Origin of the sequence: Arthrobacter globiformis (assembly GCF_030815865.1) — a bacterium.
GTDB lineage: Bacteria > Actinomycetota > Actinomycetes > Actinomycetales > Micrococcaceae > Arthrobacter > Arthrobacter globiformis_B.
In genome coordinates this window covers 4,085,929-4,099,342 of sequence record NZ_JAUSXI010000001.1, presented here as the reverse complement: position 1 = coordinate 4,099,342, position 13,414 = coordinate 4,085,929, and the positions used below count along the sequence as shown (strand labels likewise).

Genomic DNA, 13,414 nt, shown 5'->3' with positions numbered 1-13,414 from the left:
AAATGACTAGCACTGTCAAGGTTGACCTGCCTGCAGAGATCTTCGACGTTCAGACCAACGTGCCGCTGCTGCACCAGGTCGTCGTTGCACAGCTCGCTGCTGCTCGCCAGGGTACCCACAAGACCAAGACCCGCGCCGAAGTTTCCGGTGCAGGCCGCAAGCCGTTCAAGCAGAAGGGTACCGGCCGCGCCCGTCAGGGCTCGATCCGTGCTCCTCACATGACCGGTGGTGGCGTTGTCCACGGTCCCACCCCGCGTGACTACAGCCAGCGCACCCCCAAGAAGATGATTGCTGCTGCACTGCGCGGCGCACTGTCTGACCGCGCCCGTAACGGACGCATCCACGTTATTGCTGATGTGGTTGCCGGCGACAAGCCGTCCTCCAAGGAAGCACTGGCAACGCTGCGCGGCGTCTCCGAGCGCAAGAACCTGCTCGTTGTCATTGAGCGCGCCAACGATGTTGCTGCACTGTCCGTGCGCAACCTCGAGGAAGTTCACGTTCTGTACGCAGACCAGCTGAACACCTACGACGTTCTCGTTTCTGACGACGTAGTCTTCACCAAGGCTGCCTACGAAGCATTCGTTGCTGACAAGGCTGCAAAGAACGAGGAGGATGCCAAGTGAGCGCAGCCACCATCAAAGACCCGCGCGACGTCGTGCTTGCACCCGTCGTTTCGGAAAAGAGCTACGGCCTGATCGACGAGGGCAAGTACACCTTCCTGGTGGACCCCCGCTCGAACAAGACCGAGATCAAGCTGGCCGTGGAGAAGATTTTCTCCGTCAAGGTCGAATCGATCAACACCATCAACCGTGCCGGTAAGCGCAAGCGCACCAAATTTGGATGGGGTACCCGCAAGAACACCAAGCGTGCCATTGTGACCCTCAAAGAAGGCACTATCGACATCTTCGGCGGTCCGCTCGCGTAGCGGAGACCACTTTAACGAGGAAATAAATTATGGGAATCCGTAAATACAAGCCGACTACGCCGGGCCGTCGCGGCTCGAGCGTAGCTGACTTCACCGAAATCACGCGGTCGACGCCGGAAAAGTCGTTGGTACGTCCGCTGCCCAAAAAGGGCGGCCGTAACAACTCCGGTAAGATCACCACCCGTCACAAGGGCGGTGGACACAAGCGCCAGTACCGTCTGATCGACTTCCGTCGCCACGACAAGGACGGCGTCAACGCCCGCGTTGCCGAAATCGAGTACGATCCGAACCGTACGGCTCGCATCGCCCTCCTGCACTACGTTGATGGCACCAAGCGCTACATCATCGCCCCGAACAAGCTCTCCCAGGGCGACTTCGTGGAAGCCGGCGCCGACGCTGACATCAAGCCTGGCAACAACCTGCCCCTGCGCAACATCCCCGTGGGTACTGTTATCCACGCGGTTGAGCTGCGTCCGGGCGGCGGTGCCAAGATGGCCCGTTCCGCCGGTGCTTCTGTTCAGCTCGTCGCCAAGGAAGGCCGCTTCGCCCAGCTGCGACTGCCCTCCGGCGAAATCCGCAACGTTGACGTCCGCTGCCGCGCCACGATCGGCGAGGTCGGCAACGCCGAGCAGTCGAACATCAACTGGGGCAAGGCTGGCCGTATGCGCTGGAAGGGCGTTCGCCCGACCGTCCGTGGTGTCGCCATGAACCCGGTTGACCACCCGCACGGTGGTGGCGAGGGTAAGACGTCCGGTGGACGTCACCCTGTCAACCCGAACGGTAAGCGCGAAGGCCGCACCCGCCGTCCCAACAAAGAGAGCGACAAGCTTATTGTTCGTCGCCGTCGTACTGGCAAGAACAAGCGATAGGAGCCTGGACACATGCCACGCAGCCTGAAAAAAGGTCCTTTCGTTGACCAGCACCTCTTTGTGAAGGTCGCAAGGGAAAACGAAAAGGGCACCAAGAACGTCATCAAGACCTGGTCCCGCCGCTCGATGATCGTCCCGGACATGCTCGGGCACACGATCGCCGTGCACGACGGACGCAAGCACATCCCGGTGTTTGTCACCGAGTCGATGGTCGGGCACAAGCTCGGCGAATTCGCTCCCACGCGGACATTCCGCGGCCATGTCAAGGACGACCGTAAGGGCAAGCGCCGCTAGGCGCCTGCACTTACGTCAAAGACGAGAGAAGGAAAGCAATGGAAGCCAAGGCAATTGCGCGCCACATCCGCGTAACGCCTATGAAGGCCCGGCGCGTCGTCAACCTTGTTCGTGGTAAGCAAGCGAACGAGGCTCTGGCAATTCTGAAGTTTGCCCCCCAGGCAGCTTCGGAGCCGGTATTCAAGGTAGTTCAGTCGGCAATCTCCAACGCCCGGGTCCTCGCGGACCGCGACGGTGTTGCGTTCGACGAAGGTGACCTCATCATCAGCGAAGCGTTTGTTGATGAAGGCCCGACCATGAAGCGGTTCCAGCCGCGTGCTCAGGGTCGTGCATTTCAGATCAAGAAGCGCACCAGCCACATCACCGTGGTAGTCGCTACCCCGGAGAAAGAGGAGGCTCGCTAAGTGGGACAGAAAGTAAACCCGCACGGGTTCCGACTCGGCATCACCACCGATCACGTATCGCACTGGTTCGCTGACAGCACCAAGGCCGGCCAGCGGTACAAGGACTTCGTTCGCGAAGACATCCGTATCCGCCAGCTCATGTCCACGGGCATGGAGCGCGCCGGTATCGCCAAGGTCGAGATTGAGCGCACCCGCGACCGTGTCCGCGTGGACATCCACACGGCACGTCCGGGCATCGTCATCGGCCGCCGCGGCGCCGAGGCAGACCGCATCCGCGGCGAGCTCGAAAAGCTCACCGGCAAGCAGGTCCAGCTGAACATCCTCGAGGTCAAGAACCCCGAGATGGAAGCCCAGCTTGTTGCCCAGGGTGTTGCAGAGCAGCTGACTTCCCGCGTGGCATTCCGCCGTGCGATGAAGAAGGCCATGCAGTCCGCGCAGCGTGCCGGTGCCAAGGGTATCCGTATCGCTTGCTCGGGCCGTCTGGGTGGCGCAGAAATGTCCCGCTCGGAGTTCTACCGCGAAGGCCGTGTGCCCCTGCACACCCTCCGCGCGAACATCGACTACGGCTTCTACGAAGCCAAGACCACCTTCGGCCGCATCGGCGTGAAGGTCTGGATCTACAAGGGCGACGTCACCTCCAAGGAACTGGCTCAGCAGGCAGCTGCTGCTCCGTCCCGTGGCCGCTCCGGCGACCGTCCGGGCCGCCCGGGTGGCGCTGACCGTGGTGACCGCCGTCGTCGTACCGACCGTCCGGCAGCCGACGCAGCACCTGCTGCTGCAGCTCCGGCAGCCGAGGCAGCAGCACCGGCACAGGCAGCAGAAGGAGGACAGGCTTAAATGCTTATCCCACGTCGAGTCAAGCACCGTAAGCAGCACCACCCGGGTCGTTCCGGCGCTGCCACGGGCGGTACCAAGGTCTCCTTCGGTGAGTACGGCATCCAGGCCCTGAGCCCGGCATACGTCACGAACCGTCAGATCGAATCTGCCCGTATCGCGATGACCCGCCACATCAAGCGTGGCGGTAAGGTCTGGATCAACATCTACCCGGACCGTCCGCTGACCAAGAAGCCTGCCGAAACCCGCATGGGTTCCGGTAAGGGTTCGCCGGAATGGTGGGTCGCCAACGTCAAGCCGGGCCGGGTTCTCTTTGAACTCTCCGGTGTCAGTGATGAGGTAGCTCGCGAGGCACTGCGCCTGGCGATCCACAAGCTCCCGTTGAAGGCACGCATTGTGCGTCGCGAAGGTGGTGAATAGAAATGTCAGTTGGGTCAAAGGATCTTGCACCCGCACAGCTGGATGGTTTCGACAACGAGCGTCTCGTTGAAGAACTCCGCAAGTCCAAGGAAGAGCTGTTCAACCTGCGTTTCCAGTCCGCCACCGGACAGCTGGAGAACCACGGTCGTCTGCGCGCGGTAAAGAAGGACATCGCACGCATCTACACCGTTCTCCGTGAGCGTGAGCTGGGCATTCGTGCCGAGGTTGCCGCACCGGTTGTGGAAGCCAAGGAAGAAAAGAAGTCCAAGAAGTCTGCAGCTAAGAAGGCTGAAAAGCCCGCCGAGGCTGAGACCGAGGAGGACGCCAAGTGAGTGAAAAGGACGAGAACGTGACGGAAACTGCTACGGCAGCTACGGCTGAGCAGCGCGGTTACCGTAAGACGCGTCGCGGCTACGTGGTCTCTGACAAGATGGACAAGACCATCGTTGTTCAGGTTGAAGACCGCGTGAAGCACGCCCTGTACGGCAAGGTTATCCGCCGCACCTCCAAGGTCAAGGCACACGACGAGCAGAACACCGCCGGCATCGGCGACCTGGTTGTCATCGCCGAGACCCGCCCGCTGTCCGCCACCAAGAACTGGCGGCTCGTGGAGATCCTCGAGAAGGCTAAGTAACACCCGCAGCATCGCCCCTGGCGGCTGTAACGGAAACCCCCGTTCCCTTTGGGACCGGGGGTTTCCGCGTTAAGCCGGGAACGTTCGACGGCGTTGGGCCGGGTCCGTGGGGGAGTGGATCGGCCCCTGCCGGTTGTGATATGGGGATGCCGGGGAAACGTGCTAGGATATTGAGTTTGTATGGCGCCTTCTGTGCGCCGACAGCAAACCTCGTAAACAATCGTGCCACGGCATAGTGCCTCCTTGCGCCTCCACGGGCTTGGGAAGCAACTGTTTGTGGCACGGGCGTTTAGGCCTGGTCTGGCAAAATCCAGTCAGGTCAAGAGACACCCCGATCAACCGTTCCGCAAGGCTCATTCCGTAGGAAGATTTTCGGTCTGAGAACCGGCGCGACGCAAGGAGTAAATAGTGATTCAGCAGGAGTCGCGACTCAAGGTCGCCGACAACACGGGTGCTAAGGAAATCCTTACCATTCGCGTTCTCGGTGGATCCGGTCGTCGCTACGCAGGCATCGGCGACGTCATCGTCGCCACCGTCAAGGATGCAATCCCGGGCGGCAACGTAAAGAAGGGCGATGTCGTCAAGGCTGTCATCGTCCGTACCAAGAAGGAACGCCGCCGTGCGGATGGTTCCTACATCAAGTTTGACGAGAACGCAGCTGTAATCCTGAAGAACGACGGTGACCCCCGCGGTACCCGTATCTTCGGACCGGTTGGTCGTGAACTCCGTGACAAGAAGTTCATGAAGATCGTTTCTCTGGCTCCGGAGGTGCTCTAGTCCATGGCTAAGATCAAGAAGGGTGACCTGGTACAGGTCATCACTGGCGCCAAGGCTGAGCGCGGCGGCGACCGTGGCAAGCAGGGCAAGGTCCTGCGCGTGTTCCCGGAAACCAACCGCGTGCTGGTTGAGGGTATCAACCGCGTAACCAAGCACACCAAGGTCGGCCAGTCGCAGCGCGGCACCAAGACCGGCGGCATCGAGGTTGTCGAGGCTTCCATCCACGTTTCCAACGTGGCTCTGGTTGACCCGTCCACCAAGAAGCCGACCCGCGTTGGTTTCCGCCTCGACACCGTAGAGAAGGACGGCGTCAAGAAGACCGTCCGCATCCGCGTGGCCAAGAGCTCCGGGAAGGACATCTAATGACTGAGACTCTCGAGACTCCGGCAACGAAGATCGTTCCTCGTCTGAAGACCAAGTACGCCGATTCCATCAAGAGCACGCTTCTTGAGGAATTCAAGTACGAGAACGTGAACCAGGTTCCCCGTCTGGTCAAGGTTGTAGTGAACATGGGTGTTGGAGATGCCGCCAAGGACTCCAAGCTGATCGACGGCGCTGTCCGCGACCTCACCCTGATCACCGGCCAGAAGCCGCAGGTCACCAAGGCCCGCAAGTCGATCGCCCAGTTCAAGCTGCGCGAAGGCATGCCCATTGGTGCACACGCAACCCTGCGTGGCGACCGCATGTGGGAATTCGTGGACCGTCTGGTCACGCTGGCCCTGCCCCGTATCCGCGACTTCCGCGGCCTCAGCGGCAAGCAGTTTGATGGCAACGGCAACTACACCTTCGGTCTGACCGAGCAGGTTATGTTCCACGAGATCGACCAGGACTCCATCGACCGCACCCGCGGTATGGACATCACGGTTGTTACCACTGCCAAGACCGATGACGAAGGCCGCGCGCTGCTCAAGGCGCTTGGTTTCCCGTTCAAAACCGAAGCTTAATTAACTACGTAAAAGGTCCGGCCGCTCTGATCCCACAGGGACAGAACGGCGGAAACCGTTATGAGGAAGGGCAAGTGCCCAAATGACTATGACAGATCCTGTCGCAGATATGCTTACGCGCCTGCGTAACGCAAACTCGGCATACCACGATTCCGTGTCTATGCCTTACAGCAAGCTCAAGGCTCGCGTTGCTGACATCCTGAAGGCCGAAGGTTTTATCGCCGGCTGGAAGGAAGAGGACGCTGAAGTTGGCAAGAAGCTGACCCTTGATCTCAAGTTCGGTCCGAACCGCGAGCGTTCAATCGCGGGTGTCCGTCGTATTTCCAAGCCGGGTCTCCGCGTTTACGCGAAGTCCACCAACCTGCCGCACGTGCTGGGTGGCCTGGGTATCGCTATCCTGTCCACCTCTTCCGGCCTCCTGACTGACAAGCAGGCCGGCAAGAAGGGCGTGGGCGGCGAAGTCCTCGCTTACGTCTGGTAACGGGAAAGGAAGAGAATAATGTCACGTATTGGACGTCTCCCCATCACCGTTCCTGCCGGCGTTGAGGTCAAGGTTGACGGCTCTGTCGTCAGCGTCAAGGGTTCCAAGGGCGAGCTGAGCCACACTGTGGCCAGCCCGATCGAGGTTGCGCTGGAAGACAGCACCCTGACCGTCACCCGCCCGAACGACGAGCGGGCCTCCCGTTCGCTCCACGGCCTGACCCGCACCCTGATCTCCAACATGATCCAGGGCGTCACCGCAGGCTACGAGAAGAAGCTCGAAATCGTCGGTACCGGTTACCGCGTTCAGGCCAAGGGATCTGACCTTGAGTTCGCTCTCGGCTACAGCCACCCGGTCAACGTTTCGGCTCCGGCTGGCATCACCTTTGCAGTAGAGGGACCGACCAAGCTCTCTGTCTCAGGCATCAATAAGCAGCAGGTCGGCGAGGTTGCTGCCAACATTCGCAAGCTGCGTAAGCCTGACCCGTACAAGGGCAAGGGCATTCGCTACGCGGGCGAAGTCATCCGCCGCAAGGTCGGAAAGGCTGGTAAGTAACCATGGCCATCGCCATTAACAAGAAGCGTACGAACAAGAGCAAGTCTGCTTCACGCAGCCGCCGCCAGCTTCGTATCCGCAAGCGCATCTCCGGAACGGCTGTACGTCCTCGTCTGGTCGTCAACCGCTCCGCACGCCACGTATTTGTCCAGGTTGTCGACGACACCATTGGCCAGACCGTAGCGAGCGCGTCCACTCTGGAAGCTGACCTTCGTGCATTCGACGGTGACAAGACCGCCAAGGCCAAGCGCGTTGGCGAACTCGTCGCCGAGCGCGCCAAGGCTGCCGGCGTCGAAGCTGTTGTCTTCGACCGTGGTGGTAACAAGTACCACGGCCGGATCGCCGCCGTCGCTGACGGCGCACGCGAAGGTGGGCTGTCACTGTGACCGAAGCAAACAAGGAAAAGGACACTGTGTCTGCAGAAGAAAAGGCCCCCGAAGCCGCAGCTGCTGAGACCACTGCCCCCGCTGCCGATGACCGCCGTGGTGGCGCCCGTCGCGGCGAGCGTGGCGACCGTGGCCAGGGCCGCGGCGACCGCGGTGGCCGTGGCGGCCGCGATGGCGGACGTGAAGCCGAGAAGAACCAGTTCGTAGAGCGCGTTGTCACCATCAACCGCGTTTCCAAGGTCGTCAAGGGTGGTCGTCGCTTCAGCTTCACCGCACTCGTCGTCGTTGGTGACGGTAACGGTATGGTCGGCGTCGGCTACGGCAAGGCCAAGGAAGTTCCCGCTGCTATCGCCAAGGGCGTTGAAGAGGCCAAGAAGTCCTTCTTCCGCGTTCCCCGCGTTGGCAACACCATTCCTCACCGCGTTCAGGGTGAAGCCGCTGCTGGTGTCGTAATGCTGCGTCCGGCTTCCGCCGGTACCGGTGTTATTGCCGGTGGTCCGGTCCGTGCAGTACTGGAGTGCGTGGGCATCCACGACATCCTCTCCAAGTCGCTCGGTTCCTCCAACGCCATCAACATCGTTCACGCGACCGTTGATGCCCTGAAGCGCCTCGAAGAGCCGGCAGCCGTGGCAGCACGCCGCGGCCTGCCCCTCGACGAGATCGCTCCGCCGGCACTGGTGAAGGCTCTGATGAACCAGAAGGCAGGTGTCTAGGTTATGGCTAAGAACCTGACTCCCTCCGACGCCAAGTTGGAGATCACCCAGATTAAGGGCGTCATTGGCGCCAAGCAGAACCAGCGCGACACCCTTCGGTCGCTCGGCCTCAAGCGGATCGGACACACCGTTGTCCGCACTGCTGACGCCGTGACCGTTGGAATGCTCAACACGGTTCCGCACCTCGTGAATGTTGAGGAGGCGAAGTAATGGCAGAGAAGAACACGGCCGAGAAGGCCGAGACCGCCGCTGCTGAGAAGCAGAGCGCTCTGAAGGTTCACCACCTGCGTCCCGCCCCGGGTTCCAAGACCGCCAAGACCCGTGTTGGTCGTGGTGAAGGTTCCAAGGGTAAGACCGCCGGTCGCGGTACCAAGGGTACGAAGGCCCGCTACCAGATCAAGGCTGGCTTTGCCGGCGGCCAGCTGCCGCTGCACATGCGCCTGCCGAAGCTGCGCGGCTTCAAGAACCCGTTCCGGGTTGAGTTCCAGGTTGTAAACCTGGACAAGCTCAACGAGCTGTTCCCGGAAGGTGGCGCTGTCACCGTGGAGAACCTGGTCGAAAAGGGTGCCGTTCGCAAGAACCAGCCCGTGAAGGTGCTTGGCACCGGCGACATCACCGTCAAGGTTGACGTCACCGTTCACGCATTCTCGGCCAGCGCCGCTGAAAAGATCGCTGCAGCCGGCGGAAGCACCACCGCGCTCTAAGGGATTCTGTCCCGGAGCCGGCGGGCAACAGCCTGCTGCGCAAACTCCCGGCACGGGGGCCGAGGCCCCTGTGCCGGGAGTTTTTTCATACCTATTGGGTCTTCCGGATTGTTCGCATGCCGCAAACACCGGTTAGACTCGGTTGTTGGGTTTATAGACCTGCATCACGAGACTTATTAACAACTGAGGAGGACGCTTGCTAAGCGCATTCGGCCGGGCGTTTCGGACGCCTGATCTGCGACGCAAGTTGTTGTTCACGCTGGGAATCATCACAATCTTCCGCTTGGGAGCCTTCATCCCCTCGCCTGGTGTGAGCTACCAGAATGTCCAGCAATGCTTGTCGAACGGGCAGACCCAGGGCGGGATCTACCAGCTCGTCAATCTTTTCAGCGGCGGTGCATTGCTGCAGGTCTCCATCTTCGCCCTGGGAATCATGCCGTACATCACGGCGAGCATCATTGTGCAGCTTCTGCGTGTGGTCATCCCGCGTTTCCAGCAGCTGTACGAAGAGGGCGCCTCCGGGCAGTCCAAGCTGACGCAGTACACGCGGTACCTGACGATCGCCCTTGGCCTGCTGAACGCCACGACGCTGGTGTCGCTGGCGCGATCCGGCCAGTTGCTGCCCGGCTGCAACCTGCCGATCATCCCTGACCAGAGCGTCATCACCACGATCCTCATCGTCATCACGCTGACGGCCGGCACCGGCCTCATCATGTGGATGGGTGAGCTCGTGACCGAGAAGGGCGTCGGCAACGGCATGTCGCTGCTGATCTTCACGGCCATCGCTGCAGGCTTCCCCACTTCGCTGGGCGCCATCTGGTCCGCCCAGGGCCCGGGCACGTTCTTCATCGTGCTGGCCATCGGCCTGCTGACCGTTGCCCTGGTGGTCTTCGTTGAGCAGTCCCAGCGCCGCATCCCGGTGCAGTACGCCAAGCGGATGATCGGCCGCCGCACAGTGGGCGGCACCAGCACCTACATTCCCATCAAGGTGAACATGGCCGGCGTCATTCCCGTCATCTTCGCCTCCTCGATGCTGTATCTGCCGGCGTTGATCTCCCAGTTCAACCAGCCGAAGCCGGGGGAGTCCATCCAGCCGTGGGTTGAGTGGATCAACAACAACCTGACCCGCGGTGACCACCCCATTTACATGGTGATGTACTTCGCCATGATCGTTTTCTTTACCTACTTCTATGTGGCGATCACCTTCAACCCTGAAGAGGTCTCCGACAACATGAAGAAATACGGCGGCTTCATTCCGGGTATCCGTGCCGGCAAGCCGACCGCGGATTACCTGCAGTACGTCCTGTCGCGGATCACGCTGCCCGGCGCCTTCTACCTTGGCTTCGTGGCACTGATCCCGCTGGTGGCGCTCGTGCTGATCAACGCAAACCAGAACTTCCCGTTCGGTGGCACCTCGATCCTGATCATGGTGGGCGTTGGCCTGGAAACCGTCAAGCAAATTGACGCGCAGCTACAGCAGCGTCACTACGAAGGGCTATTGCGATGACCAGAATGTTGATTATCGGACCACCGGGTTCGGGCAAGGGCACGCAGGCGGAACGCATTTCAGAACGCCTCGGCGTCGTTGCGATTTCCACCGGTGACATCTTCCGCGCCAACGTGAAGGGTGAGACCCCGCTTGGCGTTGAGGCCAAGAAGTACATGGACGCGGGCGACTTCGTCCCGGACAGCGTGACCAATAAGATGGTCCGCGACCGCCTCAGCGAAGGCGACGTCGAGAACGGCTTCCTCCTGGACGGCTACCCCCGCACCACCGCACAGGTTGACTACCTGGACCAGATCCTGGCCGACGGCGACCAGAAGCTGGACGTCGTCCTGCAGCTCACCGCCGATGATGAGGAACTCGTGGCCCGACTGCTGGGCCGCGCGAAGGAAACCGGACGCAGTGACGACAACGAGGCCGTCATCCGCCACCGCCTGGACCTCTACCACGAGCAGACCGAAGCCGTCGTGGCCAAGTACGCCGAACGCGGCATCCTGACCCAGGTTGACGGCATCGGCCAAATCGACGAGGTCACCGACCGCGTCATGCAGGCCATCAAGGAAGCTCAGGCCGCCTGAAATTAGTTCCAACGCTACGAGGCTCCTCCCGCACCACCGGGAGGGGCCTCCGGCATTTAGCCCCGCGCTTTTGGGCCCGCATCAGGCAACCAGAACGGGGAGGCACACTGAAAGGAAAAACCGCTGATGGCATTCGGCCAGCCACGGATTGAATATAAGACCAACGCCCAGATGCGGACCATGCACGAGGCCGGGCTCGTCCTGAGCCGCGCCCTCGACGCGGCCGTGGCCGCGGCAGCCCCGGGCGTCACCACCCGGCAGCTCGACGCGGTCTTCGCTGCCGTGTTGCTCGAGGCGGGCGCCAAGTCCAACTTCCTCGGCTACCACGGGTTCCCCGCCACCATCTGCACGTCGGTCAACGAGGAAGTGGTCCACGGCATCCCGGGCGACAAAGTCCTGAAGGACGGGGACATCATCTCAATCGACGGTGGCGCGATCGTCAACGGCTGGCACTCCGACTCGGCGCGGACTGTGATCGTGGGAACGCCGGACCCGGAGGACCAGCGCCTCTCCGACGTCACCGAGACGGCCATGTGGCAAGGCATCGCCGCCCTGGCCAAGGGCAAGTTCGTCGGCGACGTCGGCGCGGCAGTTGACGACTATGTCTCCTCGGTTCCGGGCAAGCCGCTGGGCATCCTCGAGGACTATGTGGGCCACGGCATCGGCTCAGAGATGCACATGGCCCCCGACGTCCTGAACTACCGCACCAGCCACCGCGGTCCAAAGATCCGCCCCGGCCTGTGCCTGGCCATCGAACCGATGCTGGTGCGCGGCGGCATCGAGACGGCAGTGCTGGAGGACGACTGGACCGTGGTCACCACCGACGGCAAGCGTTCGTGCCAGTGGGAGCATTCCGTGGCCGTGCATGAGAAGGGCATTTGGGTACTGTCGGCGCCCGACGGCGGCGCGGCCAGGCTTGCGCCCCTTGGCGTGGTGCCGGTCCCGATTCCCCAAGGATTGCCCAACTAGGTAGCAGCACATGGCGTTCTCAGCGCTGGGAACGCCTGTGGAGTCTCATGACTTAATGGACAGTTCTGTCTCATGACTTCGTAGACACTCTGTCTCAGGACCTCGTGGACACTTGGGCTGCGGGTTTGCTGCTGTGTTGCGACATGGTCCGAGGATTCGCCCAGGGGTGCGGTGAGCGCATTCTGCAGGAAGCACAATGTTTCCCGGGCCTGGTTCTACCGGGTCCGGGCGGCGGCCGCTGAGGTCGGGCCGGTGAAAGCGCTGGAGAAGAGGCCCACGCTTCCCTCTGCGATGCCGACCGCGACTGCACCGGGCATGGTGGATCTGCTGCTCGGTGCCCGGGCGGAGCTCAAGAAGCTGGGCTTGGACCACGGCCCGCTCTCTGTCATCGCAAAGCTCTCCAGGCAGGGCTTTAGGCCGCCGTCCCGGGCCACGGTCGCCAGAATCTTTGCCCGGGCCGGGGGTCGTGGTGCCGGAGCCGAGAAAGAAGCCGCGAAGCGCTTACAAAAGGTTCGTCTATCCCCAGCCCAATGCGTGCTGGCAGATCGACTCGACCGAGTGGCAGCTCGCCGACGGGAGGAAGGTGGCGATCTTCCAGCTCATTGATGACCATTCACGTCTGGCACTGGCGTCCCTGGTGGCCACCGGGGAAACCAGTGCCGCCGCGATCGCCGTCGTCACGCTGGCCATCGAATGCCACGGTGCACCGCAGAAATTCCTCTCCGACAACGGCTCGGCCCTGAACCCCACCCGCCGCGGACGCACCGGCGCGCTGGTCGAATTCCTCAAAGCCAGGGGCATCGAGCCGATCACGGGCAAACCCTATAAGCCCACCACCCAGGGCAAGAACGAACGCTTCCATCAGACCCTGCACAGATACCTGCACCGGCAGCCGCCGGCGCCATCAATGCCCGTCCTGCAATTACAGGTCGATGCCTTCGATCTCTACTACAACAACGAACGTGAACATCAGGGCCTGCCTCCCGGCCTGACTCCCCGGGAAGCCTGGGACGCCACCCCGAAGACACCCCCGCCCGCCCCGCCGGAACCGGCCGTGGCCGGACCGGGCCGGCGAAGCGCGCAACGGACAGTGGACCGGAACGGGTGCGCGACGATCCTGGGAACCCATTTCAAACTGGGCAATGAACACATCGGAACGACTGTCCATATCCTCTACGACGATGCCGTCATCATGTTCTTCGGAGCGCAAGGGACCGAAATCATCAGCCACCGCCGGCCGGCCCAAGGCACTCCCTACGTCGGCAACGGCAAACCCTCAGGGGTCGCAGCCAACCCCCGGGGAGCCCGCAAGAAACGGAGCATCTACCCGACGCTCAAAGCCCGCCAGCCAACGCCAGAGAACGAAGTGTCCACATAGCCATGAGACATCAAATGTCTACGAAGTCCTGAGACAGGAAGTGTC

Annotated in this window: 22 protein-coding genes; all 22 read left to right on the top strand. The window is 61.8% G+C overall.

The genetic code is table 11. The features are described from left to right. The first annotated feature begins 2 nt into the window (after nt 1-2). The 22 genes from rplD to QFZ33_RS18970 all read left to right on the top strand — a co-directional run bounded on the left by rplD (nt 3) and on the right by QFZ33_RS18970 (nt 13,369). Nucleotides 3-623 carry a 50S ribosomal protein L4 gene (rplD, locus tag QFZ33_RS19075; RefSeq protein ID WP_111905193.1) on the top strand — a complete coding sequence of 207 codons (621 nt, stop codon included), beginning with the start codon at nt 3-5 and terminating at the stop codon, nt 621-623. Next, the gene (rplW, locus tag QFZ33_RS19070) at nt 620-925 is read left to right on the top strand and encodes a 50S ribosomal protein L23 (RefSeq protein WP_011692807.1); all 306 of its coding nucleotides are present in this window, start codon (nt 620-622) and stop codon (nt 923-925) included. The genes rplD and rplW overlap by 4 nt, the downstream gene beginning before the upstream one ends. 29 nt (nt 926-954) lie before the next feature. After that, complete coding sequence (gene rplB, locus QFZ33_RS19065; RefSeq protein WP_078027238.1) at nt 955-1,794, top strand: 50S ribosomal protein L2; 840 nt, start codon at nt 955-957, stop codon at nt 1,792-1,794. Between the two features lie 12 nt (nt 1,795-1,806). Further along, nucleotides 1,807-2,088 carry a 30S ribosomal protein S19 gene (gene rpsS, locus QFZ33_RS19060; protein ID WP_018773666.1) on the top strand — a complete coding sequence of 94 codons (282 nt, stop codon included), beginning with the start codon at nt 1,807-1,809 and terminating at the stop codon, nt 2,086-2,088. Nucleotides 2,089-2,126: 38 nt separating this feature from the next. After that, nucleotides 2,127-2,492, top strand: a complete 366-nt coding sequence (gene rplV / locus QFZ33_RS19055) for a 50S ribosomal protein L22 (protein WP_003803798.1) — start codon at nt 2,127-2,129, stop codon at nt 2,490-2,492. Next, nucleotides 2,493-3,329 carry a 30S ribosomal protein S3 gene (rpsC, locus tag QFZ33_RS19050; protein WP_214852276.1) on the top strand — a complete coding sequence of 279 codons (837 nt, stop codon included), beginning with the start codon at nt 2,493-2,495 and terminating at the stop codon, nt 3,327-3,329. After that, a complete protein-coding gene (gene rplP / locus QFZ33_RS19045) occupies nt 3,330-3,746 on the top strand; it encodes a 50S ribosomal protein L16 (RefSeq protein WP_102973688.1) in 417 nt (138 codons plus the stop codon). A 2-nt stretch (nt 3,747-3,748) separates the two neighbouring features. Beyond that, nucleotides 3,749-4,078 carry a 50S ribosomal protein L29 gene (rpmC, locus tag QFZ33_RS19040; protein WP_307029993.1) on the top strand — a complete coding sequence of 110 codons (330 nt, stop codon included), beginning with the start codon at nt 3,749-3,751 and terminating at the stop codon, nt 4,076-4,078. Continuing rightward, nucleotides 4,075-4,380, top strand: a complete 306-nt coding sequence (rpsQ, locus tag QFZ33_RS19035) for a 30S ribosomal protein S17 (protein WP_076801234.1) — start codon at nt 4,075-4,077, stop codon at nt 4,378-4,380. Before rpmC ends, rpsQ begins: the two co-directional genes overlap by 4 nt. A 408-nt stretch (nt 4,381-4,788) precedes the next feature. Next, complete coding sequence (gene rplN / locus QFZ33_RS19030; protein WP_003803789.1) at nt 4,789-5,157, top strand: 50S ribosomal protein L14; 369 nt, start codon at nt 4,789-4,791, stop codon at nt 5,155-5,157. A gap of 3 nt (nt 5,158-5,160) precedes the next feature. Next, nucleotides 5,161-5,520 carry a 50S ribosomal protein L24 gene (rplX, locus tag QFZ33_RS19025; protein ID WP_102973687.1) on the top strand — a complete coding sequence of 120 codons (360 nt, stop codon included), beginning with the start codon at nt 5,161-5,163 and terminating at the stop codon, nt 5,518-5,520. Then, the gene (gene rplE / locus QFZ33_RS19020) at nt 5,520-6,101 is read left to right on the top strand and encodes a 50S ribosomal protein L5 (protein WP_307029991.1); all 582 of its coding nucleotides are present in this window, start codon (nt 5,520-5,522) and stop codon (nt 6,099-6,101) included. The genes rplX and rplE overlap by 1 nt, the downstream gene beginning before the upstream one ends. A gap of 82 nt (nt 6,102-6,183) precedes the next feature. Beyond that, nucleotides 6,184-6,582, top strand: a complete 399-nt coding sequence (gene rpsH, locus QFZ33_RS19015; RefSeq protein ID WP_015937843.1) for a 30S ribosomal protein S8 — start codon at nt 6,184-6,186, stop codon at nt 6,580-6,582. Between the two features lie 18 nt (nt 6,583-6,600). Further along, nucleotides 6,601-7,137, top strand: coding sequence for a 50S ribosomal protein L6 (rplF, locus tag QFZ33_RS19010; protein ID WP_214852275.1), 537 nt, complete (start codon nt 6,601-6,603; stop codon nt 7,135-7,137). 2 nt (nt 7,138-7,139) lie between these two features. Further along, nucleotides 7,140-7,523: a 50S ribosomal protein L18 gene (gene rplR, locus QFZ33_RS19005; protein ID WP_003803763.1), complete on the top strand. Its 384-nt coding sequence runs from the start codon at nt 7,140-7,142 to the stop codon at nt 7,521-7,523. Then, nucleotides 7,520-8,236, top strand: coding sequence for a 30S ribosomal protein S5 (gene rpsE, locus QFZ33_RS19000; protein ID WP_307029989.1), 717 nt, complete (start codon nt 7,520-7,522; stop codon nt 8,234-8,236). Before rplR ends, rpsE begins: the two co-directional genes overlap by 4 nt. 3 nt (nt 8,237-8,239) lie before the next feature. Continuing rightward, complete coding sequence (gene rpmD / locus QFZ33_RS18995; protein WP_003803757.1) at nt 8,240-8,446, top strand: 50S ribosomal protein L30; 207 nt, start codon at nt 8,240-8,242, stop codon at nt 8,444-8,446. After that, nucleotides 8,446-8,940 (top strand): 50S ribosomal protein L15, encoded by a 495-nt coding sequence (gene rplO / locus QFZ33_RS18990; protein ID WP_214852273.1) that lies wholly within the window; start codon nt 8,446-8,448, stop codon nt 8,938-8,940. The genes rpmD and rplO overlap by 1 nt, the downstream gene beginning before the upstream one ends. A gap of 196 nt (nt 8,941-9,136) precedes the next feature. Next, a complete protein-coding gene (gene secY, locus QFZ33_RS18985; protein ID WP_307029986.1) occupies nt 9,137-10,447 on the top strand; it encodes a preprotein translocase subunit SecY in 1,311 nt (436 codons plus the stop codon). Between the two features lie 5 nt (nt 10,448-10,452). Further along, nucleotides 10,453-11,022: an adenylate kinase gene (locus tag QFZ33_RS18980; protein ID WP_307031903.1), complete on the top strand. Its 570-nt coding sequence runs from the start codon at nt 10,453-10,455 to the stop codon at nt 11,020-11,022. Between the two features lie 126 nt (nt 11,023-11,148). Then, nucleotides 11,149-11,991 (top strand): type I methionyl aminopeptidase, encoded by an 843-nt coding sequence (gene map / locus QFZ33_RS18975; RefSeq protein WP_307029984.1) that lies wholly within the window; start codon nt 11,149-11,151, stop codon nt 11,989-11,991. Nucleotides 11,992-12,460: 469 nt separating this feature from the next. After that, on the top strand, nt 12,461-13,369 hold the full coding sequence (locus QFZ33_RS18970; protein WP_307029983.1) for a DDE-type integrase/transposase/recombinase: 909 nt from the start codon (nt 12,461-12,463) through the stop codon (nt 13,367-13,369). The last annotated feature ends 45 nt before the right edge of the window (nt 13,370-13,414 follow it).

Coding starts and splice junctions, on each gene's coding strand:
- rplP (WP_102973688.1), top strand. CDS start 3,330: ATGCTTATCCCACGTCGAGTCAAGCACCGTAAGCAGCACCACCCGGGT.
- rplB (WP_078027238.1), top strand. CDS start 955: ATGGGAATCCGTAAATACAAGCCGACTACGCCGGGCCGTCGCGGCTCG.
- rplV (WP_003803798.1), top strand. CDS start 2,127: ATGGAAGCCAAGGCAATTGCGCGCCACATCCGCGTAACGCCTATGAAG.
- rpsH (WP_015937843.1), top strand. CDS start 6,184: ATGACTATGACAGATCCTGTCGCAGATATGCTTACGCGCCTGCGTAAC.
- QFZ33_RS18980 (WP_307031903.1), top strand. CDS start 10,453: ATGTTGATTATCGGACCACCGGGTTCGGGCAAGGGCACGCAGGCGGAA.
- rplE (WP_307029991.1), top strand. CDS start 5,520: ATGACTGAGACTCTCGAGACTCCGGCAACGAAGATCGTTCCTCGTCTG.
- rpmC (WP_307029993.1), top strand. CDS start 3,749: ATGTCAGTTGGGTCAAAGGATCTTGCACCCGCACAGCTGGATGGTTTC.
- rplR (WP_003803763.1), top strand. CDS start 7,140: ATGGCCATCGCCATTAACAAGAAGCGTACGAACAAGAGCAAGTCTGCT.
- rpsS (WP_018773666.1), top strand. CDS start 1,807: ATGCCACGCAGCCTGAAAAAAGGTCCTTTCGTTGACCAGCACCTCTTT.
- rplO (WP_214852273.1), top strand. CDS start 8,446: ATGGCAGAGAAGAACACGGCCGAGAAGGCCGAGACCGCCGCTGCTGAG.
- rplF (WP_214852275.1), top strand. CDS start 6,601: ATGTCACGTATTGGACGTCTCCCCATCACCGTTCCTGCCGGCGTTGAG.
- rpmD (WP_003803757.1), top strand. CDS start 8,240: ATGGCTAAGAACCTGACTCCCTCCGACGCCAAGTTGGAGATCACCCAG.
- rplX (WP_102973687.1), top strand. CDS start 5,161: ATGGCTAAGATCAAGAAGGGTGACCTGGTACAGGTCATCACTGGCGCC.
- map (WP_307029984.1), top strand. CDS start 11,149: ATGGCATTCGGCCAGCCACGGATTGAATATAAGACCAACGCCCAGATG.
- rplD (WP_111905193.1), top strand. CDS start 3: ATGACTAGCACTGTCAAGGTTGACCTGCCTGCAGAGATCTTCGACGTT.